Annotated in this window: 22 protein-coding genes; 13 read left to right on the forward strand and 9 right to left on the reverse strand. The window is 72.4% G+C overall.

From position 1 onward, the window contains the following. Positions 1–93 precede the first annotated feature (93 nt). Positions 94–5,085 carry a hypothetical protein gene (locus tag ACGFWJ_RS18750; RefSeq protein ID WP_392950741.1) on the reverse strand — a complete coding sequence of 1,664 codons (4,992 nt, stop codon included), beginning with the start codon at positions 5,083–5,085 and terminating at the stop codon, positions 94–96. Positions 5,086–5,473: 388 nt separating this feature from the next. Further along, complete coding sequence (gene mce, locus ACGFWJ_RS18755) at positions 5,474–5,908, reverse strand: methylmalonyl-CoA epimerase (protein ID WP_392950743.1); 435 nt, start codon at positions 5,906–5,908, stop codon at positions 5,474–5,476. A gap of 251 nt (positions 5,909–6,159) precedes the next feature. Between mce and ACGFWJ_RS18760 the strand changes: the two genes are divergently transcribed. Further along, complete coding sequence (locus ACGFWJ_RS18760; protein ID WP_392950746.1) at positions 6,160–7,350, forward strand: acetyl-CoA C-acetyltransferase; 1,191 nt, start codon at positions 6,160–6,162, stop codon at positions 7,348–7,350. A 77-nt stretch (positions 7,351–7,427) separates the two neighbouring features. Next, positions 7,428–8,381 carry a methylmalonyl Co-A mutase-associated GTPase MeaB gene (meaB, locus tag ACGFWJ_RS18765; RefSeq protein ID WP_392950748.1) on the forward strand — a complete coding sequence of 318 codons (954 nt, stop codon included), beginning with the start codon at positions 7,428–7,430 and terminating at the stop codon, positions 8,379–8,381. A 10-nt stretch (positions 8,382–8,391) separates the two neighbouring features. On the opposite strand, the gene ACGFWJ_RS18770 is transcribed toward meaB, so the two are convergent. Next, positions 8,392–8,907, reverse strand: coding sequence for a MarR family winged helix-turn-helix transcriptional regulator (locus ACGFWJ_RS18770; protein WP_392950750.1), 516 nt, complete (start codon positions 8,905–8,907; stop codon positions 8,392–8,394). A gap of 194 nt (positions 8,908–9,101) precedes the next feature. On the opposite strand from ACGFWJ_RS18770, the gene ACGFWJ_RS18775 reads away from it, so the two are divergent. Genes ACGFWJ_RS18775 through ACGFWJ_RS18800 form a run of 6 tightly spaced genes read left to right on the forward strand, consistent with a single transcriptional unit; the run spans position 9,102 to position 14,128 of the window. Further along, positions 9,102–10,094, forward strand: coding sequence for an MBL fold metallo-hydrolase (locus ACGFWJ_RS18775; protein ID WP_387637217.1), 993 nt, complete (start codon positions 9,102–9,104; stop codon positions 10,092–10,094). Between the two features lie 43 nt (positions 10,095–10,137). Continuing rightward, positions 10,138–11,589 (forward strand): ATP-binding protein, encoded by a 1,452-nt coding sequence (locus ACGFWJ_RS18780; protein ID WP_392950753.1) that lies wholly within the window; start codon positions 10,138–10,140, stop codon positions 11,587–11,589. Beyond that, a complete protein-coding gene (locus ACGFWJ_RS18785; protein WP_387637212.1) occupies positions 11,586–12,005 on the forward strand; it encodes a roadblock/LC7 domain-containing protein in 420 nt (139 codons plus the stop codon). The genes ACGFWJ_RS18780 and ACGFWJ_RS18785 overlap by 4 nt, the downstream gene beginning before the upstream one ends. Continuing rightward, the gene (locus ACGFWJ_RS18790; RefSeq protein ID WP_387637210.1) at positions 12,002–12,361 is read left to right on the forward strand and encodes a DUF742 domain-containing protein; all 360 of its coding nucleotides are present in this window, start codon (positions 12,002–12,004) and stop codon (positions 12,359–12,361) included. Before ACGFWJ_RS18785 ends, ACGFWJ_RS18790 begins: the two co-directional genes overlap by 4 nt. Beyond that, entirely contained in the window at positions 12,339–12,956 is a 618-nt protein-coding gene (locus tag ACGFWJ_RS18795; protein ID WP_380482162.1) for an ATP/GTP-binding protein, read from the forward strand. The genes ACGFWJ_RS18790 and ACGFWJ_RS18795 overlap by 23 nt, the downstream gene beginning before the upstream one ends. Further along, positions 12,953–14,128, forward strand: coding sequence for a cytochrome P450 (locus tag ACGFWJ_RS18800; protein ID WP_392950758.1), 1,176 nt, complete (start codon positions 12,953–12,955; stop codon positions 14,126–14,128). Before ACGFWJ_RS18795 ends, ACGFWJ_RS18800 begins: the two co-directional genes overlap by 4 nt. Before the next feature lie 163 nt (positions 14,129–14,291). Here the strand turns inward: ACGFWJ_RS18800 and ACGFWJ_RS18805 are convergent, their stop codons facing one another. The 4 genes from ACGFWJ_RS18805 to ACGFWJ_RS18820 form a co-directional block, all read right to left on the reverse strand. Next, positions 14,292–15,089: an AIM24 family protein gene (locus ACGFWJ_RS18805; RefSeq protein ID WP_392950761.1), complete on the reverse strand. Its 798-nt coding sequence runs from the start codon at positions 15,087–15,089 to the stop codon at positions 14,292–14,294. Continuing rightward, positions 15,089–15,739, reverse strand: a complete 651-nt coding sequence (locus ACGFWJ_RS18810) for an AIM24 family protein (protein ID WP_392950763.1) — start codon at positions 15,737–15,739, stop codon at positions 15,089–15,091. The genes ACGFWJ_RS18805 and ACGFWJ_RS18810 overlap by 1 nt, the downstream gene beginning before the upstream one ends. Further along, positions 15,739–16,377 carry an AIM24 family protein gene (locus ACGFWJ_RS18815; protein WP_387637201.1) on the reverse strand — a complete coding sequence of 213 codons (639 nt, stop codon included), beginning with the start codon at positions 16,375–16,377 and terminating at the stop codon, positions 15,739–15,741. The genes ACGFWJ_RS18810 and ACGFWJ_RS18815 overlap by 1 nt, the downstream gene beginning before the upstream one ends. 82 nt (positions 16,378–16,459) lie before the next feature. Continuing rightward, a complete protein-coding gene (locus tag ACGFWJ_RS18820) occupies positions 16,460–17,233 on the reverse strand; it encodes a DUF2127 domain-containing protein (RefSeq protein ID WP_392950973.1) in 774 nt (257 codons plus the stop codon). A gap of 162 nt (positions 17,234–17,395) precedes the next feature. Here ACGFWJ_RS18820 and ACGFWJ_RS18825 point away from each other — a divergent pair, with 162 nt between their 5' ends. Continuing rightward, on the forward strand, positions 17,396–17,725 hold the full coding sequence (locus ACGFWJ_RS18825; RefSeq protein WP_387638829.1) for a DUF3817 domain-containing protein: 330 nt from the start codon (positions 17,396–17,398) through the stop codon (positions 17,723–17,725). 295 nt (positions 17,726–18,020) lie between these two features. Here the strand turns inward: ACGFWJ_RS18825 and ACGFWJ_RS18830 are convergent, their stop codons facing one another. Beyond that, positions 18,021–19,670 (reverse strand): M4 family metallopeptidase, encoded by a 1,650-nt coding sequence (locus tag ACGFWJ_RS18830; RefSeq protein WP_392950766.1) that lies wholly within the window; start codon positions 19,668–19,670, stop codon positions 18,021–18,023. 458 nt (positions 19,671–20,128) lie between these two features. Here ACGFWJ_RS18830 and ACGFWJ_RS18835 point away from each other — a divergent pair, with 458 nt between their 5' ends. The 4 genes from ACGFWJ_RS18835 (at position 20,129) to ACGFWJ_RS18850 (ending at position 24,002) form a co-directional block, all read left to right on the forward strand. Beyond that, on the forward strand, positions 20,129–20,668 hold the full coding sequence (locus ACGFWJ_RS18835; RefSeq protein ID WP_392950769.1) for a MarR family winged helix-turn-helix transcriptional regulator: 540 nt from the start codon (positions 20,129–20,131) through the stop codon (positions 20,666–20,668). 20 nt (positions 20,669–20,688) lie between these two features. After that, the gene (locus tag ACGFWJ_RS18840) at positions 20,689–21,021 is read left to right on the forward strand and encodes a DUF3817 domain-containing protein (protein ID WP_392950771.1); all 333 of its coding nucleotides are present in this window, start codon (positions 20,689–20,691) and stop codon (positions 21,019–21,021) included. A gap of 190 nt (positions 21,022–21,211) precedes the next feature. Beyond that, entirely contained in the window at positions 21,212–22,897 is a 1,686-nt protein-coding gene (locus tag ACGFWJ_RS18845; protein ID WP_387637192.1) for a methylmalonyl-CoA mutase, read from the forward strand. A 235-nt stretch (positions 22,898–23,132) separates the two neighbouring features. Then, positions 23,133–24,002: a sigma-70 family RNA polymerase sigma factor gene (locus ACGFWJ_RS18850; protein ID WP_392950774.1), complete on the forward strand. Its 870-nt coding sequence runs from the start codon at positions 23,133–23,135 to the stop codon at positions 24,000–24,002. A 7-nt stretch (positions 24,003–24,009) separates the two neighbouring features. Here ACGFWJ_RS18850 and ACGFWJ_RS18855 read toward each other — a convergent pair whose 3' ends face one another. Continuing rightward, the gene (locus tag ACGFWJ_RS18855; RefSeq protein WP_387637187.1) at positions 24,010–24,675 is read right to left on the reverse strand and encodes a TetR/AcrR family transcriptional regulator; all 666 of its coding nucleotides are present in this window, start codon (positions 24,673–24,675) and stop codon (positions 24,010–24,012) included. Between the last annotated feature and the right edge of the window lie 251 nt (positions 24,676–24,926).

Below are 24,926 nucleotides of genomic sequence, written 5' to 3' on the forward strand. Positions count from 1 at the left end.
CCTGTCGTCAAACCGCTGAGATGGTTGAGGGAATCCTGACACGGTACCGGAGTGTCAACGACGAAACGCCGTTGGTTCGCGGACAATGTCCGCTCAATCGGGTGGCGCGCCCCCGGAGCGATTGCCTCCCGATCGCGGAGAGCCCACCCCGGCACCGGCCTTGGGTCCTCCGTCCTTCTTGTTGCCCCCGTTGCTGTGGACCACCGGCGCGGGCGCCTCGAACGCCTCCAACGCCGACAGCACGTCCTGGACCCGAGAGATCTCGGTGTTGATGTCCTTCCGGCGGCGCACCAACTCGTCCAACTCCCGCTGGCCCTCGTCGGTCACGCGCTTCGCCTCGGCCTTTGCCTCGGCGAGCAGCCGCTCCGCCTCCTCGGCGGCCAGCCGCAGCTGCTCCTCGGCATCCGAGCCGGCCCGCCGGAGCCGCTTCTCCGACTCGTCGTCGGCGCGCTTGAGCCGGGACGCTGCCGCGTCGGCAGCCGCCTCCAGCTTCTCCTCGGACTCCATCTCGGCGGCCTTCAGCTTGGCCTCGGCCTTGATGATCAGCGCCTCGGCCCGGGTGGTGGAGTCGGCGAGCTTGTTCTCCGCCTCCTTCAGCAGACCCTCGGCCTTGCGCACCGCCGAGATCCGCACCCGGCCGGCCTCCGCCGACGCCTCCGACGTCAGGTCGGACGCCCGCGTCTCGGCCGCGGCGATCAGCTCCGCCGCCCGCTCCTCGGCCTCCGCGACCTGGGCCTGCGCCTGCTCCTCGGCCTCGGTCAGCTGCTCCTGGGCCGCCGTCACCAGCGCGTCCACCCGCTCGCCGGCGGACTTCATCGCCTGCGCGTTCTCCTTGCGGGCCCGCTCGTGCAGTGCCTCGATCTCGGAATCGGTGCGCTCGCGCAGCTCCTCCGCCCGGTTCCGGATCGCGGTGGAGTCCCGGCGGGCCTCCTTCAGCATCGCGTCCGCGTCCGAACGGGCCTTCTCGACCTCGGCCCGGCCCTGCGCCTCGGCGGTCGCGACCAGCCGCTCGGCCTCCTTGCGGGCCGCCGTGACCAGCGCGTCGGCCTGCTCCTCGGCCGCCGCGGCCGCCGCCAGCGCCTCCGCCTGGGCCTGCTCGGCGAGCTGCTCGGCGTCCGTGAACGCCTTCTTCAGCACCGACCTGGCCTGATCGCGGGTCGACTTGTCGTACGACTCCGCGGACTTGCGCAGCTCCGCGTCGAAGGCCTCCGCGCGGGCCCGGGTGTCCGCGTCGAACTCCTCCGCCAGGGTGCGGGTCGCCAGCGCGTACTCCTCGGCCTCCGTGCGCGTCGCCGTCGCCCGCTCCTCGGCGTCCATCAGGGCCGCGGCCGCCAGCTCGTCCGCCTCGGCGAGGGTGCGCTGGGCCGCGGCCTCCGCGGCGGCCCGCTGCTGCTCGGCGAACTCGGCCGCCGAGGTGCTCAGTTCGGCGATCTCGCGGTCGGTGGTGGCTCGCAGCTCGGCGATCTTCTGCGCGGTGGCCTCGCGGAGCTCGGTGGTCTCGAGGTCGGTGAGGGCGCGCAGCTCGGCGGTCTCGCGCTCGGCGACGGCACGGAGTTCGGCCACCTCCTGCTCGGCGGCGGCGCGGAGTTCGGCGACGTCCCGCTCGGCGGCGGCGCGCAGTTCGCGGTCGTAGGTGGCGGCGCTCTCGCGCAGCTCCTGGTCGAACGCGGTTGCGGCTTCGCGGAGTTCGGTGGTCTCGCGTTCGGCGACGGCGCGGAGTTCGGCCACCTCGCGGTCGGCGACGGCGCGCAGCTCGGACGTCTCCTGCTCCGCGACGGCCCGGAGCTCGGCCGCGTCGCGCGCGGCGGTCTCGCGGAGCTCGGTGGTCTCGAGGTCGGTGAGGGCACGCAGCTCGGTGGTCTCGCGTTCGGCGACGGCGCGGAGTTCGGCGACCTCCTGCTCGGCGGCGGCCCGCTTCTCGGTGATCTGCTTGGTCGCGGCCTCGTGCATGCCCGCCACCGACTGCCGGACCTCGGCGGCCTCCTGCTCGGCCTGCGCGACCAGCTCGGCGGCCTGTGCCTCGGCCTGCGCCCGCAGCTCCTCGGCGGCGCGTTCGGCGCTCGCCCGGAGTTCGGCGGTCTCGCGTTCGGCGACGGCGCGGAGCTGGGCGGCGTCCTGTTCGGCGTCGGCGCGGAGTTCGGCGGTCTCGCGGTCGGTGGTGGCGCGCAGCTCGCGGTCGTAGGTGGCGGCGCTCTCGCGCAGCTCCTGGTCGAACGCGGTTGCGGCTTCGCGGAGTTCGGTGGTCTCGCGTTCGGCGACGGCGCGGAGTTCGGCCACCTCGCGCTCGGCGACGGCGCGCAGCTCGGCGGCGTCCTGTTCGGCGTCGGCGCGGAGTTCGGCGGTCTCGCGTTCGGCGACGGCGCGGAGCTGGGCGGCGTCCTGTTCGGCGTCGGCGCGGAGTTCGGCGGTCTCGCGGTCGGTGGTGGCGCGCAGCTCGCGGTCGTAGGTGGCGGCGCTCTCGCGCAGCTCCTGGTCGAACGCGGTTGCGGCTTCGCGGAGTTCGGTGGTCTCGCGGTCCGCCACGGCCCGGAGCTCCGCCACCTCGCGCTCGGCGACGGCGCGCAGCTCGGCGGTCTCCCGGTCGGCGACGGCGCGGAGTTCGGCCGTCTCCTGCTCGGCCGTGGCGCGCAGCTCGCTGTCGTAGGTCTCGGCGTCGGCGCGCAACTGCGCGGCCTCGGACCGGTCGGCGGCGGCTTCGGCGGCCAGCGTCTCGGCCTCGCCGCGGGCGGCGGCGAGCTGCTGGTCGGCTTCGGCACGGACCCGCTGGGCGTCCTGGGCGGCGGCCTTGCGGACGGCGGCGGCCTCACCGTCGGCGGCCTCGCGGATCGCGGTGGCCTCGGCCAGCTTCTCGGCGGTCTGCGCCTGCTCGCTCTCCAGGTCGGCGCGAGCTGCCTCGCGGGCGGCGGTGGCCTCGTCGCGGAGCGCCTGGGCGGCGGCCTCGGCCTGTTCGGCGAGGGTGCGGGCGGCGTCCTCGGCGGCGGCGCGGACGGCCCGGCCGGCCTCCTCGGCCTGCTCGCGGTGCTGCTCGGCCCACTGGGCGGCGTCGGCGCGGGTGGCTTCGGCGATGGCGTCGGCCTCGGCGCGGACGGTCTGGGCGGCGGCCTCGGCCTGCTCGCGGGTCCGGGCGGCGTCGCGTTCGGCGGTGGCCCGCTGCTCCTCGGCGGCGGTGTTCGCGGCGGCGAGCAGTTCGTCGCGGGCCTGCGCGGCGGTGGTGGTGAGCTTCTCGGCCTCGGCGCGGGCCCGGGTGAGGGTCTGCTCGGCGCGGCCCTGGATGGCGGCGGCCTGTTCGCGGGTCTCGGTGCGCAGCCGTTCGACCTCGGCGGCGGCGCCGGCGCGCAGCGCGTCCGCGTCGGTCTTGGCGCCGGTCAGCAGTTCCTCGGCCTGCTTGGCGGACTCCTCGATCTGGACGGCGGCCTGCCGGCGGGCCTCGGCGCGGACCCGGCCGGCCTCGGCCTCGGAGGCGGAGCGGTGTTCCTCGGCCTGCTCGCGGGCCTTGGCCGCGTCGGCCTGCATCCGTTCCAGCTGCTCGCGGATGGAGGCGGCGTCCTCCATGGCGGCGTTCTGCGCCTGCTCGACGGCCTCGCGGGCCTGCTCCAGCAGTGTCGTGGCCTCGGACTTGGCGTGCTGGACCAGCCGTTCGGCCTCGGTGGCGGCCTCGCTGCGGGTGTCCTCGGCGGCGGTGTTCGCGCGGGCGAGCACCTCCTCGGCCTGCTCGGCGGCCTGGGCCAGGCGCAGCGCGGCGTCCTTGGCGCCCTCGGCGCGGCCGGACTCGGCGGCTTCGGCGTGCAGGCGTTCGGCTTCGGCGGCGGCCTGTTCGCGCAGTTCGGAGGCGTTGCGCTCGGCGGTGGCCCAGTGCTCGGCGATCTCCTTCTCGGCGTCGGCGCGCAGCTCGTTGGCGACGGACTCGGCGGCGCCGCGCAGGCGTTCGCTCTCCTCGGAGGCGGCGGCCTTGGCGGCGTCGGCCTCGGCCTGGGCGGTGGAGGCGGCGGCCTTGATCAGTACGGCTTCGCGGGTGGCGGCGGCCACCATCTTGGCGATCTCGGCCTTGGCGGTCTGCGAGCGCTGTTCGCTGGCGGCGTCGCCGTCGGCGACCTTGCGTTCGGCTTCGGCGGCGGCTTCGGCCTGCAGGCGTTCGGCGGCGGCGAGGGCCTCCTCGCGCATCCGGGCGGCCTCGGTGCGGGCCCGTTCGGCCTCGGCGAGGGCCTCGGCGCGCAGCCGCTCTATCTCGGTCTGGGCGCCGACCAGGGCGGCTTCGGCGCGCTCCTGGTCGGCGAGGGCCTGCCGCTTGAGGGCGGTGATCTCGGCTTCGGCGGCGGCGAGCTTCTGTTTGGCGGCGGCGTGCGCCTCGGCCAGCTGCTGCTGGGCGGCGGTGGCGGCGGCGACGCGTTGTTCTTCGGCCTGGGCGCCGGTCTGCTGGGCCTGCTCGGAGGCGGCGCGCAGCAGGCGTTCGGCGTCGGACTGGGCGCGCATCAGGGCGGCTTCGGCGCGGGCCTGGGCCTCGCCGCGGGCGGCGTCGACGTCGGCGGCGGTCTGCGCGCGGGCCTGGTCGGCGAGGGCGGCGGCCTCGGCGCGGACGGCGGCCATCATCCGGTCGGCCTCGGCGCGGGCCTCCTGGAGCAGGCGCTGGGCCTCCTGCTCGGTACCGGCGCGGGTCTGCTCCGCCCAGTTGACGTTTTCGTTGACGTGGCGTTCGGCGGCGGCCCGGAACTCGGCGAGTTCCTCCTCCAGCCGGCGGCGCCGGGCGTTGAACTCGGCCTCCAGCTGGGAGGTGCGTTCGGCGGCCTCGGCCATCATCCGCTGGGTCGCGGCCTGGGATTCGCGGAGCTGGCGTTCGGCGTCCGCGCGCAGCGCCTCGGCCTGCATCTCGGCGTTGCGCAGGAGTTGTTCGGCCTGGCCGGAGACGGAGTCGAAGGCACGCGGCTGGGCGAGCTGCCGGCGGGCCTCGTGGAGCTTGGCCCGGAGCACTTCGACCTGGTAGGCGAGGTCGTCGGCGTGCTCGATCGTCTTGTCCCGCTCCTTGCGGGCCTTCTCCAGCTCGGCCTCGAACTTGGAGAGGTGATCTTCAACGCGGTCGTAGCCCCGCACTCCGCGGTCCCGCCCATCTCCTGGTCGCGTCCTCGACCGCTCCGTTCCGCCCCCTGGCCTTGCCGGGGCCGGACCGGCTCGGTCCTTGCCATCGCTCCGCCGTCCGGGTGGACTCCTGAGCGATCTGTTGCCTCTGGAGAATGGTGACAGATCCGAACGGCGACCGTTCGGCCGTGCCCGCGTCGTGGACTCCCCTGCGGTGCGCGGACCGGAGGTACCTGCGCACCTGGGCATTGTAGTGGGAGCGGTGGCGGGGGGAATGGGGGCGAGGTCCTTTTCGGAAGTTACCGCCCAGTTCGTTACCGCCCCGTCAGGTTCCGTACGGGCGTCGGCCGGGCCCTGTGCCGGCCCCGTTCGGGGTCGTACGGCTCAGAGCCCGTCTGCCCGTTCAGTGCTCGCCCGGCTCCGCACTGGTGACCAGCTCGGTCAGCACGCCGCCGCAGTCCTTGGGGTGCAGGAAGGTGATCCGCGAGCCCATCGAACCGCGCCGGGGCTCGTCGTACAGCACCCGCACGCCCTTGGACTTGATGTCGGCGGCATCCCCGTCGACATCCGCCGTCCCGAAGGCGATGTGGTGCACGCCCTCACCGTTCTTGGCCAGCCACTTGGCGACCGTGGAGTCGTCCCGGGTGGGTTCCAGCAGCTGCAGGTAGGAGGCGCCGCCGTCCCCGGTGTCGTTGATCTTCAGCATGGCCTCGCGGACGCCCTGCTCCTCGTTGACCTCGGAGTGGAACACCTCGAAGCCGTAGGTGTTGCGGTAGAACTCGACGGTCCGGTCCAGGTCGAAGCAGGCGATGCCGATGTGGTCGATGCGGGTCAGCACGGGGGCCTCCGAAGGCGTTGAGGGGTGGCACTCAGTGCAGCGCATGGCGGCGACCGCACGCCAGCAGCACGCCTTGCGAGTCTGCTCACATCGGAGTTTCCCGTGGTGGAACTTCCCGGGCCTGGCACGGTGTTCACTGGAAGGTGCCAGTAGCGCTGATCACATCCTCGCGGCGGTGACGCGGCGGTAACGGATCAGTACATTGACCGCATCCCCATACCCTCTGGTCCGACGCGCGAAGGGGCTCGTCCATGACTACTTCTGTGATCGTCGCAGGTGCGCGCACTCCAATGGGCCGCCTGCTCGGCTCGCTCAAGGGTTTCTCCGGCGCCGAACTGGGCGCCTTCGCGATCAAGGCGGCGCTGGAGCGGGCCGGTGTCTCCGGCGAGCAGGTCCAGTACGTGATCATGGGCCAGGTGCTGCAGGCCGGCGTCGGCCAGATGCCCGCCCGCCAGGCCGCCGTGAAGGCCGGCATTCCGATGAGCGTGCCCGCGCTCAGCATCAACAAGGTCTGTCTGTCCGGCCTGGACGCCATCGCACTGGCCGACCAGCTGATCCGGGCCGGCGAGTTCGACATCGTGGTGGCCGGCGGCCAGGAGTCGATGACCAACGCCCCGCACCTGCTGCCGAAGTCCCGCGAGGGCTTCAAGTACGGCGCCATCGAGATGCTCGACGCGATGGCCCACGACGGCCTGACCGACGCCTACGAGAACATCCCGATGGGCGAGTCCACCGAGAAGCACAACACCCGTCTGGGCATCGGCCGCGAGGTGCAGGACGCCATCGCCGCCGCCTCCCACCAGCGCGCCGCCAAGGCGCAGGCCGACGGCGTGTTCGAGGCCGAGATCGTCCCCGTCGCGATCCCACAGCGCAAGGGCGACCCGGTGCTGTTCAGCCAGGACGAGGGCATCCGCGCCGACACCACCGTCGAGGGCCTGGCCAAGCTGCGCCCGGCGTTCACCAAAGACGGCACGATCACGGCCGGCACCTCCTCGCAGATCTCCGACGGCGCCGCCGCCGTCGTGGTGATGAGCAAGGCCAAGGCCGAGGAGCTGGGCCTGACCTGGATCGCCGAGATCGGCGCGCACGGCAACGTCGCGGGCCCGGACAACTCGCTGCAGTCGCAGCCGTCCAACGCGATCAAGCACGCCCTCGCCAAGGAGGGCCTGGAGGTCGCCGACCTCGACCTGATCGAGATCAACGAGGCGTTCGCCGCCGTCGCCCACCAGTCGATGAAGGACCTGGGCGTCAGCGACGAGATCGTCAACGTCAACGGCGGCGCGATCGCGCTCGGCCACCCGATCGGCATGTCCGGCGCCCGCGTGGTGCTGCACCTGGCGCTGGAGCTGCAGCGCCGCGGCGGCGGCGTCGGCGCGGCCGCGCTGTGCGGCGGCGGCGGCCAGGGCGACGCCCTGATCGTCAAGGTCCCCGCGCAGGGCTGACCGATCCTCAAGTCCCCGTGAGGCGGCGCCTGCCGCTTCACGGGGCTCCCGTCTTTTGTGCTGCGAGGAGCAACCCGATGGCCGATGTGGCGACGCTGGTCGAGCAGGCCCGGCAGGGCCGCCCCCGGGCGGTGGCCCGGCTGATCACCCTGGTGGAGAACGCCGCCCCCGAGCTGCGCGAGGTGATGGCCGCGCTGGCCCCGTACAGCGGGCGGGCGTACACGGTGGGCCTGACCGGCTCGCCCGGCGTGGGCAAGTCCACCTCGACGTCCGCGCTGGTGACCGCCTACCGCAAGCTCGGCAAGCGGGTCGGGGTGCTCGCCGTCGACCCGTCCTCGCCGTTCTCCGGCGGTGCGCTGCTCGGCGACCGGGTGCGGATGCAGGAGCACGCCACCGACCCGGAGGTGTTCATCCGCTCGATGGCCACCCGCGGCCACCTCGGCGGCCTGTCCTGGGCCGCCCCGCAGGCGCTGCGGGTGCTGGACGGGGCGGGCTGCGACGTGATCCTGGTGGAGACCGTCGGCGTCGGCCAGTCCGAGGTGGAGATCGCCGCGCAGGCCGACACCTCGGTGGTGCTGCTGGCGCCCGGGATGGGCGACGGGATCCAGGCCGCCAAGGCGGGCATCCTGGAGATCGGCGACGTGTTCGTGGTCAACAAGGCCGACCGGGACGGCGCGGACGCCACCGCCCGGGAGCTCAACCACATGCTGGGCCTGGGCGAGTCCCGGCAGGCCGGGGACTGGCGGCCGCCGATCGTGAAGACCGTGGCCGCCCGCGGCGAGGGCGTGGACGAGCTGGTCGAGGCGCTGGAGAAGCACCACGGCTGGCTGGCCGAGACCGGTGAGCTGGCGGCCCGTCGCCGGCGCCGGGCCGCCCAGGAGGTCGAGGCGATCACGCTGGCCGCGCTGCGGGCCCGGATCGGCGACCTGCGCGGCGACCGCCACCTGGACGCGCTGGCCGGTCAGGTCGCCGACGGCACGCTCGACCCGTACACCGCCGCCGACCGGCTGGTCGCCGAACTGACCGGCTGAGCGAGGCTGTTCAGCTCCGGCCGCGCAGCGCCCGCAGGTGCTCGGCGATCGGGGCGAGGGCGGCGTACATCGTGTCCAGCTGCTCGTCGGTGAGCCGGTCGACGAAGTGCTCGCGGACGCTGCGCACATGGTCGGGGGCGACCTTGCGCAGCGTCTCCCAGCCGTGCTCGGTCAGGTGTGCGTAAAGACCGCGGCGGTCGCCGGGGCATTCCTGGCGCAGTACCAGGCCGGCCGTCTCCATCCTGGTGATCTGGTGGGAGAGGCGGCTCTTGGACTGCATGGTGGAGGTGGCCAGGTCGGTCATCCGCATCCGGCGCTCGGGGGACTCGGAGAGGACGACGAGGATCTCGTAGTCGTTGATGGCGAGGTTGTGGGCCTGCAGTTCCCGGCTCAGCTGGTGTTCCAGCAGCTTGCCGACCTCCAGGTGGGCGCGCCAGAACCGCTGCTCACGCGCGTCCAGCCAGGGCGCGTCCTCCTCCGTGGGGGAGGCGGGGACCGCCGGCGCTTCGGTCACAGGAGTATTCATGTGATCGAGTATAGCCGACATTGTTCAATGTTGTACAAATTCACCCGTGGCGGAAGCGTGTAAGGACGGTGTGCTGCGGGCGGACTGATACGTACCCGCACCACCGCCCTGCCGCCTGGCCAGGGTTGAAACGAACATGCTCAATTACCGGGGTGCACTCGGCCGGTGACGGCATGTTAGGCATAATCGCGCCCATGACGACGCGGAGCGCGAACTTCCATTCGATAGCCGACGGCGTGTACGCCTGGCAGCCCGAGCAGCGTGGATGGGGCCTGGCCAACTGCGGCCTGGTCGCCTCCGGCCGCACCGCGCTGTGGATCGACACCCCGTACGACCGCAAGCTCGCCGGCCAGTTCCTGGACCGCACCCGCGGCGTCCTGCCCAAGGGTGTCACCGTCGACCGGATCGTCGTCACCCACGCCAACGGCGACCACATGTGGGGCGCCGGCGTCCTGCCCGACGCCGAACTCATCACCACCCACGAGGCGCTGCACCACATCGCCTACGAGCCGAGCCCCGAGCAGCAGCACGCCCTGCTGCAGAGCCTCGACCCGGCCACCGACACCGGCTCCTACCTGCACGAGCACTTCGGGTGCTTCGACTGGGCCGACACCCCGCCGATCCAGCCCGACACCGTCTTCACCGGCGAACTCGAACTGCGCGTCGGCGACATCCCGGTGCAGATCAGCAGCCTCCCGCCGGCCCACACCAGCGGCGACCTGATCGTCCACCTGCCCACCCGCTCCACCGTGTTCACCGGCGACATCGTGTTCGGCTCAACCGCCGACCGCCCCGGCGACCACCCCGTGCACTGGGCCGGCCCGCTCGGCAACGTCATCGACGCCGTCGAACGCGTCCTCGCCACCGGCGCCGAGACCATCGTCCCCGGCCACGGCCCGCTGCTCACCCGCTACGACCTGCGCGCGCACGCCGAATACCTCGGCCACGTCCGCGACCGCGCACACGCCCTGCACGCCGCCGGCATCCCGGCCGGCGAGGCCGCGCGCACCGTCATCGACGAACGCCGCTACCCCGAACTCGGCCTGCCCGAACGGCTGCTGATCACCATCGCCACCGAATACCGGCACCTCGACGGCAGCGAACCGCCCGCCATGATGGAGGTCTTCGGCCGGATGGCCGGCTTCGCCCGGCAGCGCGGCGCCGAAACCGCCGCCAGCACCGCCTGACCCCCGACCCGCGCCGACGACACCCCCCGAGGACCCGATGGTCGTGATCCTGTACGTCCTGGCCGGCGCCGCCCTGGCCGCAGGACCCCTGCTCTGGCTCCTCCGCCGCGCCGCCCAGGACACCCAGGCCGCCGAACGGCGCGCCACCGAAGCCGACACCTCGGCCCGCGCGGCCACCGCCCGCACCGAGACCGCCGAACAGCGCGCCCGCGCCGCGGACAGCACCGCCCGCGCCGCCGACGCCGCCGCCTCGGCCGCCGAGGCCCGCGCCGAGGCGGCCGAGGAACGCGCCCGCGCCGCCGACACCTCGGCCCGCACCGCGGAGGCCCAGCGCACCGTCGCCGAGACCCGGTACGCCGCCGCTCTGCGCGAACTCGGCCACCTCGCGCACGAGCGGCTGCCCGCCGCCACCACCGCGCTCACCCACCCCCGGACGCCCGTCCCCGGGCCGCTCGACACCACCGGCGGCACCGAGGAACTCCACCACGCCCTGGACACCGCGCTCACCGCCGCCGTCCGGGCCGTGCTCGCCGAACGCGACCGCACCGACGCCGCCGCCCGGGCCGCGCTGCGCGGCGCCGCGTCCAAGATCCAGGCCCTGCTGATCCAGGTCCGCTCGCTGCTGGAGGAGATCCAGCTCAGCGTCGACGACCCGCGACTGCTGGCGCTCGACTTCCGCAACGAACTGACGCTGCGCCGGGTCCAGTCCCTCGCGGTGCTCTCCGGCGCCTGGCCCGGCATGACCCGGGAGGCCTCGCCGCTCGCCGAACTCTGCGTCGGCGCGCAGTCCCGGGTGGCCGGCTACGCCCGCATCGAGATCACCAACCACCTGCGCGAACCCCGCCTCGCGGTGGCCGCGCGGGCCGCCGAACCCGTCGCGATCGCGCTCGCCGAGATCCTCGGCAACGCCACCGCCTACTCCCACCCCGAGACCCGGGTGGTGGTCTCCATCGAACAGGGCAGCTCCGGCGCCCTGGTGGTGGTCGACGACATGGGCGTCGGCATGGAACCCGACCAACTGGAGCGGTCCGGCGACCTGCTGGACGGCCAGGCCGAGGTCCTGCTCACCGAACTCGGCGACCCGCCGCAGGCCGGCTTCGCCGTGATCGGCCTGCTCTGCCGACAGTTCGGCTTCGGCTGCCGGGTCGAACCGTCCCCGTACGGCGGCGTGCGCGCCATCCTGCGACTGCCCGCCGACCTGCTCACCCTGACCGACCCGGCCGCCCCGCTCTCCGCGCTCGCCCCCCGCCCGATCACCCAGACCACACCGGTGTTCGACGCGGGCGACGCGCTGCCCACCCGCAAGCGCCGCAGCCCGCGCGTCCCGCAGCAGGACGCGCCGTCCCCCCTCCCGTCCCCGGCGGGCAGCACCCCAGACCGGGCCCGATCCGCGTGGTCGGCCCTGCAGTCCGGCACCCTCGCCGGCCGCAGCGCCGTCCACCACAACCCGGGCCCCGACGGACCCGCCGCACCCGAAGGAGTCGAAGCCCCGTGACCACCCAGCTCCGCCGCCACACCGAGGACCTCTCCTGGGTCCTCACCCCGCTGCTCGACCTGCCCGGCGTGCAGAACGCCGTCATCGCCACCGGGGACGGCCTGGTCACCGGCCACTCCGCCGACCTCGGCCGGGACAGCGCCGACCGGGTCGCCGCGATGACCGCCTCGCTGCACGCCGCCGCCCGCGCCTTCACCGTCGCCTTCACCGAGGCCGACCAGGTCCGGCTCACCCAGACCGTGGTCGAGTCCGACCTCGGCTACGCCGTCGTCACCCCGGCCGGCGCCAACTCCTCGCTCGCGGTGTTCGCCGTCCCCGGCGCCGACCTCGGCACCATCGCCTACCAGATGCAGGTCCAGGTCGCCGCGCTCGCCAGAGCCCTCGCCAGCCCCGCCCGGGAGGCGAGCGGGACATGACCACACCCAGCGGACCGCACCGCCGACTCGTCCCCGCCTACCTCGCCACCCAGGGCCGCGACCTCGCGCCCGGCAAGCACAGCCTGGACCGGCTCAGCATCCTGCACGCCGCCGCCGACCTCCCCGCCGGACTCGGCGGCGAACACCGCCAGTTATGGGAACTGGTCCGCCCCGGCGCGCTGACCGTCGCCGAGGCGGCCGCCCACCTCCGGCTCCCGGTCAGCGCGACCGTCTTCATCGTCGCCGACCTGGCCGAGCGCGGCGCCCTCAAGGTGCGCGCGCCGATTCCCTCCGCCCAGCCGGTCAACCGGGACCTCGCCGAAAGGCTCCTCAGTGGACTTCGCGCCCTCAAGTAGCACGGGCAGCAGCCCCGTGTACCTCCCCGCCACCGACCCGATCCTGATGAAACTCATGGTCACCGGGCCGTTCGGGGTCGGGAAGACCACCTTCGTGCGCTCGCTGTCGGAGATCCCGACGCTGCACACCGAGGAGACCATGACAGCCCAGGGCATCCCGGTCGACGACACCGCCCGGATCCCCGGCAAGACCGCCACCACCGTCGCCGTCGACTTCGGACGGCTCACCCTGCCCGGCGGCGACCTCGTCCTCTACCTGTTCGGCACCCCCGGCCAGCGCCGCTTCCTGCCGCTCTGGGAAGACCTCGCCCGCGGCGCCCTCGGCGCACTGATCCTCGCCGACACCCGCCGCCTCGCCGACGCCTTCGACGCCATGGACCTCATCGAGGAGGCCGGCCTGCCCTACGCGGTCGCCGTCAACCGCTTCCCCGACACCCCACCGATCGAACTCGACAAGATCCGCGCCGCGCTCGACCTCGACCCGGCCACCCCGCTGATCGAATGCGACGCCCGGGAACGCGCAGGCTGCCTGGACGCCCTGATCGCCCTCACCGAGCACGTCCTGGACCGCCTCCCGCAGGAGACCGCCCCATGACCCGCACCGCCCTCTACGGGCCACAGTTCGCCGCCCAGCCGCACGCCCACTACGCCCGGCTGCGCGACCGCGGCCCGCTCGCGCCCGTCGAACTCGCCCCCGGCATCGACGCCTGGCTGGTCACCGACTACCACGTCGCCCTGGAAGTCCTCCGCGACACCGACACCTGGACCCGCGACTCCCGCGTCTGGCAGGCCACCCAGCCCGCCGACTCCCCGATCATGCCGATGCTCGGCTGGCGCCCCACCGCACTGTTCAACGACGGCGCCACCCACGCCCGCTACCGGCAGGTCATCACCGACAGCGTCGGCATCATCGAACCCCACCTGCTGCAACGCGACACCACCGCCGTCGCCGAACAGCTCATCTCCGAATTCGCGCACACCGGCAAGGCCGACATCCTCGCCCAGTACGCCTACCGCCTCCCGCTGCTCATCCTCTGCTCCTGGTACGGCATCCCCGACCAGGACCTCGACCGGATCAGCGCCGCGATGAACGGCTCCTTCGAATCCTCCACCGGCGCCGCCGCCGCGTACGCGGACCTGGTCGCCGTCATCACCGGCCTGGTCGCCGAACGCCGCACCGCACCCCGGCACGACCTGATCTCCGCCTTCATCAACCACCCCGCGCGGCTCGGCGACGACGAGGTCGTCCGGCACATCACCCTCACCCTGATGGCCGGCCACGAACCCACCGCCAACCTCACCGCCAACGCGCTGCTCCGCATGCTCTCCGACGACCGCTACGCCGGTTCCCTGCACAGCGGCGCGCTCAGCGCGCACGACGCGGTCAACGAAGTCCTCTGGACCGACCCCCCGCTCTCGAACTTCGCCCCGCACTACACCCGGCGCAACATCGTCTTCCACGGCACGCCGATCGCCCCCGACCAGCCCGTGCTGATCTCCTACGCCTCCGCGAACGCGCAGGCCGCGCTCCCTCCCTCGGAGAGCGAGTCCCTCGGCGGCTCCTACGCCCACCTCGCCTGGGGCGCCGGCCCGCACCGCTGCCCCGCCCGCCAGCCCGCGGTCCTGATGGCCGTCACCGCGATCGAACACCTCATCAGCCGCCTCACCGACCTCCGGCTCGCCGTCCCCGCCGACCAGATCCTCTGGCGCCAGGGCCCGGTCCACCGCGCACTGGTCTCTTTGCCAGTCGAGTTCACAGCCCTGTAAGAACGCAGACGGGCGCGAAGACAGGGGCGCGGGGAACTGCGCGACAAGCGCACACCACGTCCGCAAGGTCGCGATCAAGTGCAAGTCATTGCCCTGCGTCGCGATCTTGCGGTCGGGTGCCTTCCGCTGCGCGCAGTTCCCCGCGCCCCTGGTGTTGCATCCCTCACAGCCCGAATCGCCGGCCGAGCTCCCCGAGCCCCGGAATCGCCTGCGTCGGTTGCTGGTGCGGGACCGCCGACTGTTCGCCGACGACGCCGACCGGCTTCTCGGCCATCACCGTCTCCGACGATTGCATCAGCACCTGCCCGGCCCCGATGAACTCGAACTGGTGCTCCTCGCCGCTCGCGCCGCCGATCCCGGTCAGGTGCCGGATGCCGCCGAGGACGCCGTGCAGGTAGCTGTGGTCGTAGTGGTGGCAGGGGGCGGGGCAGTCGGCCCAGCCGACCAGGGCCTCGGGGTCGACCCGTAGCGGGGGTTCGACGAAGTGCACGGGGCCGTTGGACGCGGCGACGAACTTGCCGGTGCCGATCAGGGTGAGGAACCCGGGGATGATCGACTGCTTGAGTCGCAACGTCGGCTCGAAAGCCAGCAGGTTGCCGGAGCGGACGGTCAGGTTGCCGTCCTCCAGGTCGTAGGAGTTGAGGTCGTACGCGCGGTCGGCGAGCAGCAGCTTGCCGCGTCCCTCGGCGACGACCCAGTCCGACGCGTGCAGTGGGGAGTTGAAGTTCTGTTCGAGGACCCGGTCGAGGACTCCGCGGCCGATCCCGGAGAAGCGCATCTCGCCGTAGTAGGCGATCATCTTGCCCTTCTGCAGGTAGTACGCGCCGTTCAGGTCCACCGAGAAGCAGTACGGGTTGACGTTGTCGTTGACAGGCAGGGAGTGCGGGTCCCAGACCTGCGGGCCGTCGGCGCCGGGGGGCTGCATCAGCGGGGCGTGGGACGGGGGAGGGGGGTAGGACATCAGAGCTTCACCTCGCTGGCCTGCACGTACACCATGCCGTGTCCGGAGAGTTCGAGCTGGAAGGCCTCGCCGGAGCCGCGGCCGATCATGTCGCGCCAACCGAGCGCGCTGGAGAGCTTGTTGGTGACCTGGCCGCGGTGTGCGACGTAGGCCTGCGGGTCGACGTGGACGGGTGCTCCGGGGGAGATGGGGAGTTCGACGACGCCGCCGTGGGCGAGCATGGCGACCGCGCCCTTGCCGCTGAGCTGGGTGGTGAACAGCCCTTGCCCGGTGACCTGGCCGCGGACCACGCCCATCAGGCCGCCCTGCTGTCCCATGAACATGGTGGACTGCTGGAGGCTGCCCTCGAAGGCGAGCAGCCGGTCGGCCTCGACGTACATGGTGTCGCCGGCCAGGTCGACGACGTGCACGTGGTGGCCGCCGTGGCCGAACATCACGGTGCCGTGGCCCTCGACGGTCATCAGTGGGGTGTCCTCGTTGGCCACCCGGCGTCCGATCATCGACATGACGCCGCCCTGGCCGCCCATCAGGTTGGGCTTGAAGGTGACTTCTCCGGTGTAGCCGAGCATCGCGCCGCGCTGGGAGAGGATCCGCTGGCCCGGGAAGACCTGGGCAGAGACCATCTTGTGGTTGATCAGGGTGAAGGCCATCAGGCGTCGCCTCCGAAGGTCAGGCGCTCGGAGGGCTGGACGTAGACCAGCCCGTCGCCGGTGAACTCGACCTGCATGGCCTCGCCGCCGCCCTCGCCGATCAGCGTGGTCCAGCCGGCGCCGGACTTGAGGGCGCGGTTCAGGTTGCCGGTGTGCGCGACGTACGCGCCGGGGTCGACCCGCAGCGGCAGGCCCTGGGCGACCCGGAGTATCACTGCGGGGCCGTGCGAGGTGACGGCGGCCCAGCCGTGGCCCTCGACCTTGGTGGTGAACAGGCCGTTGCCGCTCGCCATCCCGTTCAGGCCGGTGAAGGAGGTGCCGGTGCGCAGTGACGCCTCGGTGCAGAGCAGGTTGTCGGACTCGACGAACAGCGTCTCGCCGTTCAGCCGGACCAGATTGATCTCGGTGGCCTTGTCGGCGAAGTAGCAGGTGCCCTGCCCCTTCACCTCCATGACCTCCATGCGCTCGCCGGTGAGCCGGCGGGTGACCATGCCGCGCAGGCCGTCGCCGCCGCCGGTGAGCTTCTTGAAGCCCATCTGCCCGGTGTAGGCGACCATCGAGCCGTTGCGTGCCTTGACGGTGTCCCCGGCGAGATCGACGGCGAGGACCTTTGACCCCTGGAGTCGGAACTGTGCCACGTTGGGGAATGTAGCGGCCCCCGCCCCGGTGTGGGGAGAGGGCCGGGCGAGCCGGTACGGAACCGGCACATCGGACGCGCCGTCAGGCGGCCTGCGGCAGCGCCCCGGCGGAGGTCTCGACCTCCAGCAGCGAGGCGGAGTGCCGCTCGGCCTCGAACGCGACGACGCCGCCGCGCAGGCCGAACAGCCGCTTGGAGAGCATGATCCAGAGCACCGCGGCGATGTTCAGCAGCAGCGTGCAGATCTTCAGCACGCTGACGTGCTCGGTGAGTTCGTAGACCTCCAGCGGCAGGAACGCGGCGGTGGCGACCACGGTCAGGTACTCGGCCCAGCGCTGCCCCCACCACAGGCCGAACGCCTCGACGATCTCGACCAGCGCGTAGACCACGAGCGCGGCGGCGACGTAGATCAGGGTGTTGTGCTGGTAGTCGAAGGTCTTGCGGATGGTGTCGACGATCGGCGAGTGGTCGAGGTCGTAGTGGAAGTGGTCGGTGACCGGCTTGAAGACGGTGAGGTTCTCGTCGAAGATCCGGCGCACCGCGTCCTGGCTGTTGGAGAACTTCCACACCGCCCAGGCGGCGACCACGATCAGCACGCCGCGCAGCAGCCGTTCGACGGCCAGGAAGCGCAGGATGAACAGGTCGCGCAGGGCCTTGCCGCGGGGCACCAGCGGCGCCTCGTCGGCGGGGCCGGAGCCGTGCGGCTCGCCGAGCGCGAAGTCACCGCAGCGCAGGCAGCGCCAGGCGGTGCCGAGGGCGGTGGTGGCGTGCAGCCGCTCGCGCAGGTCGGTCTCGTCGGGCGCGTAGGTGATGTGGCCGCGCCGGGCACAGGTGTGCCGGTCCCAGTCTCGTCTCAGCATGGTGTGTGCTTCCCCCGTTGCTCTGCGGGCCTGCTGTTCAGGCCGCGCGCAGCACAGCAGGATAGGGGGTCCGGGGTCGGCCGCGACGGCGGGTCGGTGATAATAGGTCTGGTTTGTGCATCCGTTCACAAACCCAGCCGCCCGACGTGCCTGTGAGGAATCCCCGTGAAGAGCATCGCCGCCGTCCACCGCCTGCGCCTGGTCTCCGGCCCCGAGGGGCTGTCCTTCATCCTGCTGCTGATCTGCTCGGTGCTGAAGCGCACCACCAGCTTCAACGCGGTGCCGGTGATGGGCATGGTGCACGGCGTGCTGTTCGTGCTGTACGTGGTCTTCCTGGTGCAGGCGTACCAGGCCCGCCGCTGGGAGCCGAAGCGCGCGCTGCTGATGTTCGTGCTGTCGGTGCTGCCCACCGGCGGCTTCTTCGCCGAGCGGATGCTCGCCAAGGAGGAGCGCGGCGAGCTGGACGCGGCGAAGCCGGCCACTGCCTGACTCCACAACGTGGTGCGCGGCGGGGGGGGGGGGGGGGGGGGGGGGCCCCCCCCCCCCCCCGGGGGGGGCCGCCGGGGGGGGGGGGGCCCCCCGAGGGCGGGGCGGGGCCCCGCGGCCCCCCCCCCCCTGGGCGCGCCCGGGGGGGCGCGGCGTGGCTCCCGGCCCCGGCCCGGGCGGCCCCCGCCCCCCCCCCCCCCCCCCCCCCCCCCGCCCCCCGCGGGGGGGGCGGGGGGCGCCCCCCCCCCCCCCCCCCCCCCCCCCCCCCGCCGCGAGCTTTTGTGCTACCCGGTGGGGGTCAGTTCACGTTGACGCCGGTCCAGGCCGCCGCCACCGCGTTGTACTGGGTGGAGGTGGCGCCGTACAGGTCCTTCGCCGCGTTCAGGGTCGCGGTGCGCGCGGCCTTGTAGTTGGTGGTGGAGGTCATGTAGACGGTCAGCGCCCGGTACCAGATCTGCGAGGCCTGGTCCCGGCCGATGCCGGTGACGGTGGCGCCGTTGTAGGTGGGCGAGTTGTAGCTGACGCCGTTGATGGTCTTGGCGCCGCTGCCCTCGGCCAGCAGGTAGAAGAAGTGGTTGGCGACGCCCGAGGAGTAGTGGACGTCCTTGCTGCCGACCGTGGAGGACCAGTAGTCGGCGGACGCGCCGTCCTTGGAGGGCTTGTCCATGTAGCGCAGCGGCGTGCCGTTGCCGTTGATGTTGATCAGCTCGCCGATCAGGTAGTCCGGCACGTCCTTCGACAGGTTGGCGTAGAACTCCACCATGGAGCCGAAGATGTCGGAGGTCGCCTCGTTCAGGCCGCCGGACTCGCCCGAGTAGTTCAGGCCGGCGGTGTTGGAGGTGACGCCGTGGCTCATCTCGTGGCCGGAGACGTCCAGTTCGGTCAGCGGGTGGGTGTTGGACGCGCCGTCGCCGTAGGTCATGCAGAAGCAGCTGTCGTCCCAGAAGGCGTTGACGTAGTTGCTGCCGTAGTGGACCCGGCTGTACGCGCCGACACCGTCGTTGCGGATGCCGTTGCGGCCGAAGGTGTTCTTGTAGAAGTCCCAGGTGACGGCCGCGCCGTACTGGGCGTCCACCGCCGCGGACTCCTTGTTGGAGGCCAGGCCGTTGCCCCAGGAGTTGGTGGTCTTCGAGTACAGGGTGCCGCTGCCGGAGGTCTTGCCGGCCAGCGTGGTCGTGTACTGGTTGCCGCGGGTGGCGTCCTTCAGCGTGTAGGTGCTGCCGGTCAGCGTGGTGGTCAGCGAGACGTTGCCGACGAAGACGCCGTTGCCGGTGCCGGTCGCGTTGGCGGTCTGGATCTCCTCGTGGGTGGAGAGGATCTCGCCGGTGTTCGCGTCGGTGACCAGCTTCTGGCGGCTCGGGGTGCCGTCGGCCCGCATGCCCTCGACGGTGGTGCGGTAGGCCAGGCGCGGGGCGCCGTCGGCGGCCCAGACCACCAGCTCGGAGTTGCCGGTGGCGCCGGAGACCGAGGTCAGGGCGGCCTCGTCGGCGTCCTTGGTGATGCCGACGGTGGACTGCACCGCGCCGGTCGCCTTGCCGGCGGCCTGGGCGGCCGTCAGCTTCGGGCTCAGCGAGGCGGGGGCCAGGCTGCCGGAGACGGCCTTGTCGGAGGAACGGACCTGGCCCTTGGCGTCCTGGTGCACGACCAGGTCGCCGCCGAGCACGGGCAGCCCGTTGAAGGTGCGCTCGTAGCGGAGGTGGCGGGTGCCGTCGGCGTCGACGATGGCGTCCTTGACCACCAGCTTCTCCTGGGCGCCGAGGCCGAGGGCCTTGGCGGCGGAGGGGGCCTGCCCGGCGGCCATCGCCAGCAGTTCGGCGCGCTGCTGGCCCGGGGCGTTCTGCGCGGCCGGGTTGGGGGCGGCCTGGGCGATCCCGGCACTCACCTGGATCGCACCGGCCAGCAGGGCAGAGGCAGAGAGAACGGCTCCGACAGCGAGCTTTCGCTTCACGTACGGGTTCCTTCCGGGATGAACCGCATGTGCGGTCGCACCACGTTCCGGGGCACTGGGGGTAGTGCCTGCTGGGGCGGAGGCGGGTGCTGACGTGCAGCTCCGTGCGGTCTGGCGACGTCGCCGGTGGGGTGGGGCCGGCTTGTCGAACGGGGCTGGCCAGAAGCATGACAATCGTTCAAATCCCGGAACAGGACCCCGGCAACAATTGGCAAACTCTCGCCAGACCCCCGGCAATGGAACGGTCAGGAAATCGGAGGTTTCGCCGCGAACCATGCGGTGCGGGCTGGGACTCGGCCCAACTCCCGTGTTTTCACTGAATAGTGACGGATTATCCGGTGTTAATTGCGGGAGTACGGTGGGGGTTGTCTGTTTGGCGTGATCCCGCCAACTGGTGGCCTTGTTCAGCATCGTGGACACCTGCTACCCGCGCCCCGGACCACAGGTACGGTGGGGTCGTGCCCAAGCCCCTCGCTCTCGACTTCGACCCGATCGCCCGCGCCGACGAACTCTGGACCCGCCGCTGGGGCAAGGTGCCGGCGATGGCGGCGATCACCTCGGTGATGCGCGCCCACCAGATCCTGCTGGCCCGGGTCGACGCGGTGGTCAAGCCCTACGGCCTGACCTTCGCCCGCTACGAGGCCCTGGTGCTGCTCACCTTCAGCCGCTCCGGCGAACTCCCGCTGTCCAAGATCGGCGAGCGGCTGATGGTGCACCCCACCAGCGTCACCAACACCGTCGACCGCCTGGAGCGCGCCGGACTCGTCGCCCGCCGCCCCAACCCGCTCGACGGCCGCGGCGTCCTCGCGGCCATCACCGAGCGCGGCCGCCAGGTCGTCGAACGCGCCACCCGCGACCTGATGGCCGTCGAGTTCGGCCTGGAGGGCTACGACGAGGGCGACTGCCGCGAGGTGTTCGAACTGCTCCGCCCGCTGCGGGTGGCGGCCGGCGACTTCGACCTGCCGCAGCCGCAGGGCCACGACCGGGAGCACCCGTAGGGCCGGTTACCCTCGATGGCATGAAGCAGAGTGTGCTCACCCGCTACCGTGCCATGGCCTACATCACCGGCGTCCTCCTGATCCTGCTCACCATCGGCGTGATCGCCAAGTACGCCCTGGACATGTCGGGCGCCGCCGGCTTCACCACCGCCGTCGGCATCGCGCACGGCTGGCTGTACGTGATCTACCTGGTGCTCGCCTTCGACCTCGGCACCAAGGCCAAGTGGCCGATCGGCAAGCTCGCCTGGGTCCTGCTGGCCGGCACCATCCCCACCGCCGTGTTCTTCGTCGAGCGCAAGGTCAGCCGCGAGGTCGCCCCGCTGATCGCCGCGCCGGAGCCCGCCGCCGCCTGACCGCCACCGCGCGCACCAGCTCTGCCGGGCGCCCCTCCCCACACCGGGAGGGGCGCCCTTTCGTGTTTCGGACTGCCGTTCGGAGGACGGGCATCGACAGGTAGTAGGACGTCCGAGTAAATTAGTAGGACATCCAAGTAGTTGTGCCGCCCACCCACCGGGGCGGCCGCACGGAGCGGAGTCGGAGCCGATGGACGCCGAGCAGATCGAAGCCGGCCGGCAGCGCTGGCAGCAGCGGTACGACAAGGCGCGCAAGCGCGACGCCGACTTCACCACGCTGAGCGGCGAGACCGTCGAACCCGTCTACGGCCCGCCCGCCGGTCAGGAGGTCGAGGGCTTCGAGCGGATCGGCTGGCCCGGCGAATACCCCTACACCCGCGGCCTGCACCCCACCGGCTACCGCGGCCGCGCCTGGACCATCCGCCAGTTCGCCGGCTTCGGCAACGCGCAGCAGACCAACGAGCGCTACCGGATGATCCTCGACGCCGGCGGCGGCGGCCTCTCCGTCGCCTTCGACATGCCGACCCTGATGGGCTACGACTCCGACGACGCCAAGTCGCTCGGCGAGGTCGGCCACTGCGGCGTCGCCATCGACAGCGCCGCCGACATGGAGGTGCTGTTCGCCGGCATCCCGCTCGGCGAGGTCACCACCTCGATGACCATCTCCGGCCCCGCCGTCCCGATCTTCTGCATGTACCTGGTCGCCGCCGAACGCCAGGGCGTCGACCCCGCCGTCCTCAACGGCACCCTGCAGACCGACATCTTCAAGGAGTACATCGCGCAGAAGGAGTGGCTCTTCGCCCCCGAGCCCCACCTGCGCCTGATCGGCGACCTGATGGAGCACTGCGCCAAGGGCATCCCCGCCTACAAGCCGCTCTCCGTCTCCGGCTACCACATCCGCGAAGCCGGAGCCACGGCCGCCCAGGAACTCGCCTACACCCTCGCCGACGGCCTCGCCTACGTCGAACTCGGCCTCTCCCGCGGCCTCGACGTGGACGTCTTCGCCCCCGGCCTGTCGTTCTTCTTCGACGCCCACCTCGACTTCTTCGAGGAGATCGCCAAGTTCCGCGCGGCCCGCCGGATCTGGGCCCGCTGGATGCGCGACCACTTCGGCGCCAAGACCGACAAGGCGCAGTGGCTGCGCTTCCACACCCAGACCGCCGGCGTCTCGCTCACCGCCCAGCAGCCGTACAACAACGTGGTCCGCACCGCGGTCGAGGCCCTCTCCGCCGTCCTCGGCGGCACCAACTCGCTGCACACCAACGCCCTCGACGAGACCCTCGCTCTCCCCAGCGAGCAGGCCGCCGAGATCGCGCTGCGCACCCAGCAGGTGATCATGGAGGAGACCGGCGTCACCAACGTCGCCGACCCGCTCGGCGGCTCCTGGTACGTCGAGGCGCTCACCGACAAGATCGAGGCGCAGGTCGAGGAGATCTTCCAGCGCATCCTGGACAAGGGCAGCGCCGAGCACCCGATCGGCCCGATGACCTCCGGCATCCTGCGCGGCATCGAGGAGGGCTGGTTCACCGGCGAGATCGCCGAGGCCGCCTTCCGCTACCAGCAGGGCGTCGAGAAGGGCGACAAGCGCGTGGTCGGCGTCAACTGCCACCCCCGCAGCGTCACCCCCGAACTCGAAATTCTCCGCGTCAGCCACGAGGTCGAACGCGAGCAGGTCCGCGTCCTCGGCGCCCGCAAGTCGCAGCGCGACGAATCCGCCGTCCGGGCCGGCCTCGACGCGATGCTCGACGCTGCCCGCTCCGGCACCAACATGATCGAACCGATGCTCCAGGCCGTCCGCGCCGAAGCCACCCTCGGCGAGATCTGCCACGCCCTGCGCGACGAGTGGGGCACGTACCGCGAGAACGCCTCGTTCTGAGCGAGAGAGCAGACAGGGGCGCTGGGGGTACCCCCAGCGAAGCGAGGGGGCGGAACTGCGCGCAGCGGAAGGCACCCCACCGCAAGATCGCGACGCAGGACAATGACCTGCACTCGATCGCGACCTTGCGGACGTGACTTGCGCTTGTCGCGCAGTTCTCCCCCAGCCCTAGCGGGCCGGGAGGTACCCCCACGCGCCCCTGTTTTTGCACCCATCCGCGGAAGGGATATGGCAGATGGCCGGCGCAGCACTTCTCGCCGCGCGTTTCGAGTCGCACCGGCCCAGGTTGCGGGCCGTCGCGTACCGGATGCTGGGGTCGCTGGGGGAGGCCGAGGACGCCGTGCAGGAGGCGTGGTTGCGGCTGGACCGCCATGCGGAAGAGGTGGAGAACCTCGGCGGCTGGCTGACCACGGTGGTGTCACGGGTGTGCCTGAACGAGCTGCGCAGCCGCTCGCGGCGGCGGGAGGAGGAGCTGGACACCCAGGTGCCGGATCCGGTGCTGGCCGCGCCGGAGCGGGACGATCCGGAGGCGGCGGCGCTGCTGGGGGACCAGGTCGGGTTGGCGTTGCAGGTGGTGCTGGGGACGCTGGGCCCGTCGGAGCGGCTCGCGTTCGTGCTGCACGACCTGTTCGCGGTGCCGTTCGAGGAGATCGCGGCGCTGTTGGAGAAGTCCCCGGCGGCGGTGCGGCAGCTCGCGAGTCGGGCGCGCAAGAAGGTGAAGGAGCAGGCGCCGGAGCCGGACCGCGACCCGGCGGCCCAGCGCGGCGCCGTGGAGGCGTTCCTGGCGGCGGCCCGGGAGGGTGATTTCGACGGCCTGGTGCGGGTGTTGGCGCCGGACGCGGTGCTGCGTTCGGACGGCGGCGCGCTGGCGGAGCTGACCAGGGTGCTGCGCGGTGGCGCGGCGATCGCCGCCTCCGCGGTGGGGTTCCGGAAGCTGGCGCCGTTCGCGCGGCTGGTGCTGGTGAACGGCGCCTACGGCGTGCTGACGGTCCGGGAGGGGCGTCCGGTGTCGGTGATGGCGTTCACCGTGGTGGGCGGCCGGGTGGCGCGGATCGACGTGCTGAACGACCCGGAGCGGCTGGCGTCCCTGGAGCTGCCGGGCTGAGCGGACGTCAACGCAGCAGCCCCGGGAAGGGGTTGAGCAGCAGGGTGGTGAAGCGGCGGATCCAGTCCTCGGTGACGGGTTCGCCGCTGACCAGCAGCCGGTGTTCGACGGTGCCGGCGATGATGTCGAAGACGATGTCGGTCTCCTCGTCGGCGCTGGCCGGGTCCCGGTCGGGATCCATCTCGCCGCGGGCCTGGGCGTTGGCCCGGCCGAGCTGGACGAGGACCTTCTGCGGCTGGACGATCCGTTCCCGGATGCGGCGGCGCAGTTGGAGGTCGCGGGAGCCCTCGGCGAACAGGGCGAGCAGGGCGGCCTGGGTCTCGGGGCGGTTGAGGAGTTCGGCGAACCGGGCGACCACGGCCTCGATGTCGGCCTGCAGGCTGCCGAGGTCGGCGCATTCGAGCTGGTCGAAGAGGCTGGCGATGGCGTCGACGACGAGTTCGCTCTTGGACGGCCAGCGGCGGTAGAGGGTGGTCTTGGCGACGCCGGCGCGCTGGGCGACGTCGCCCATGGTGAGTCCGCCCCAGCCGAGTTCGGCGAGTGCCTCGCGGGTGGCGTCCAGGATGGCCTGGTCGGCGGCGGCGCTGCGGGGGCGGCCCTTGCCGCGGGTGGGCGGCGGGGTGACGGCCGGTGGGTCCGGCTGCTCGGCGGGCTGCCGGGTGGTGGGGGCCACCGCGCCTCCTCAGCGAATTTACTCAGAAGTAACTTGGTGGCCCCACGGTAGCGACCTGCGGCGCTGCCCGATACCCGCCCCGGGCCGGAAAGTGGGGCAGCTCACGCTCCGGGAGGGCGGTTGGGGCTTGCGGGGGGAGCCCGTCCGGCAGATACGCTACGACCAGTAGCGAAAGAGCGACGACCAACGCGCCCTGCCCTCTGGGATCGGGCCGGCGCGGGGCGCGGATGGGGATCCGCGCCCGAACGGAC

The sequence above is a fragment of the Kitasatospora sp. NPDC048407 genome (genome assembly GCF_043200475.1).
Classification (GTDB): Bacteria; Actinomycetota; Actinomycetes; order Streptomycetales; family Streptomycetaceae; genus Kitasatospora.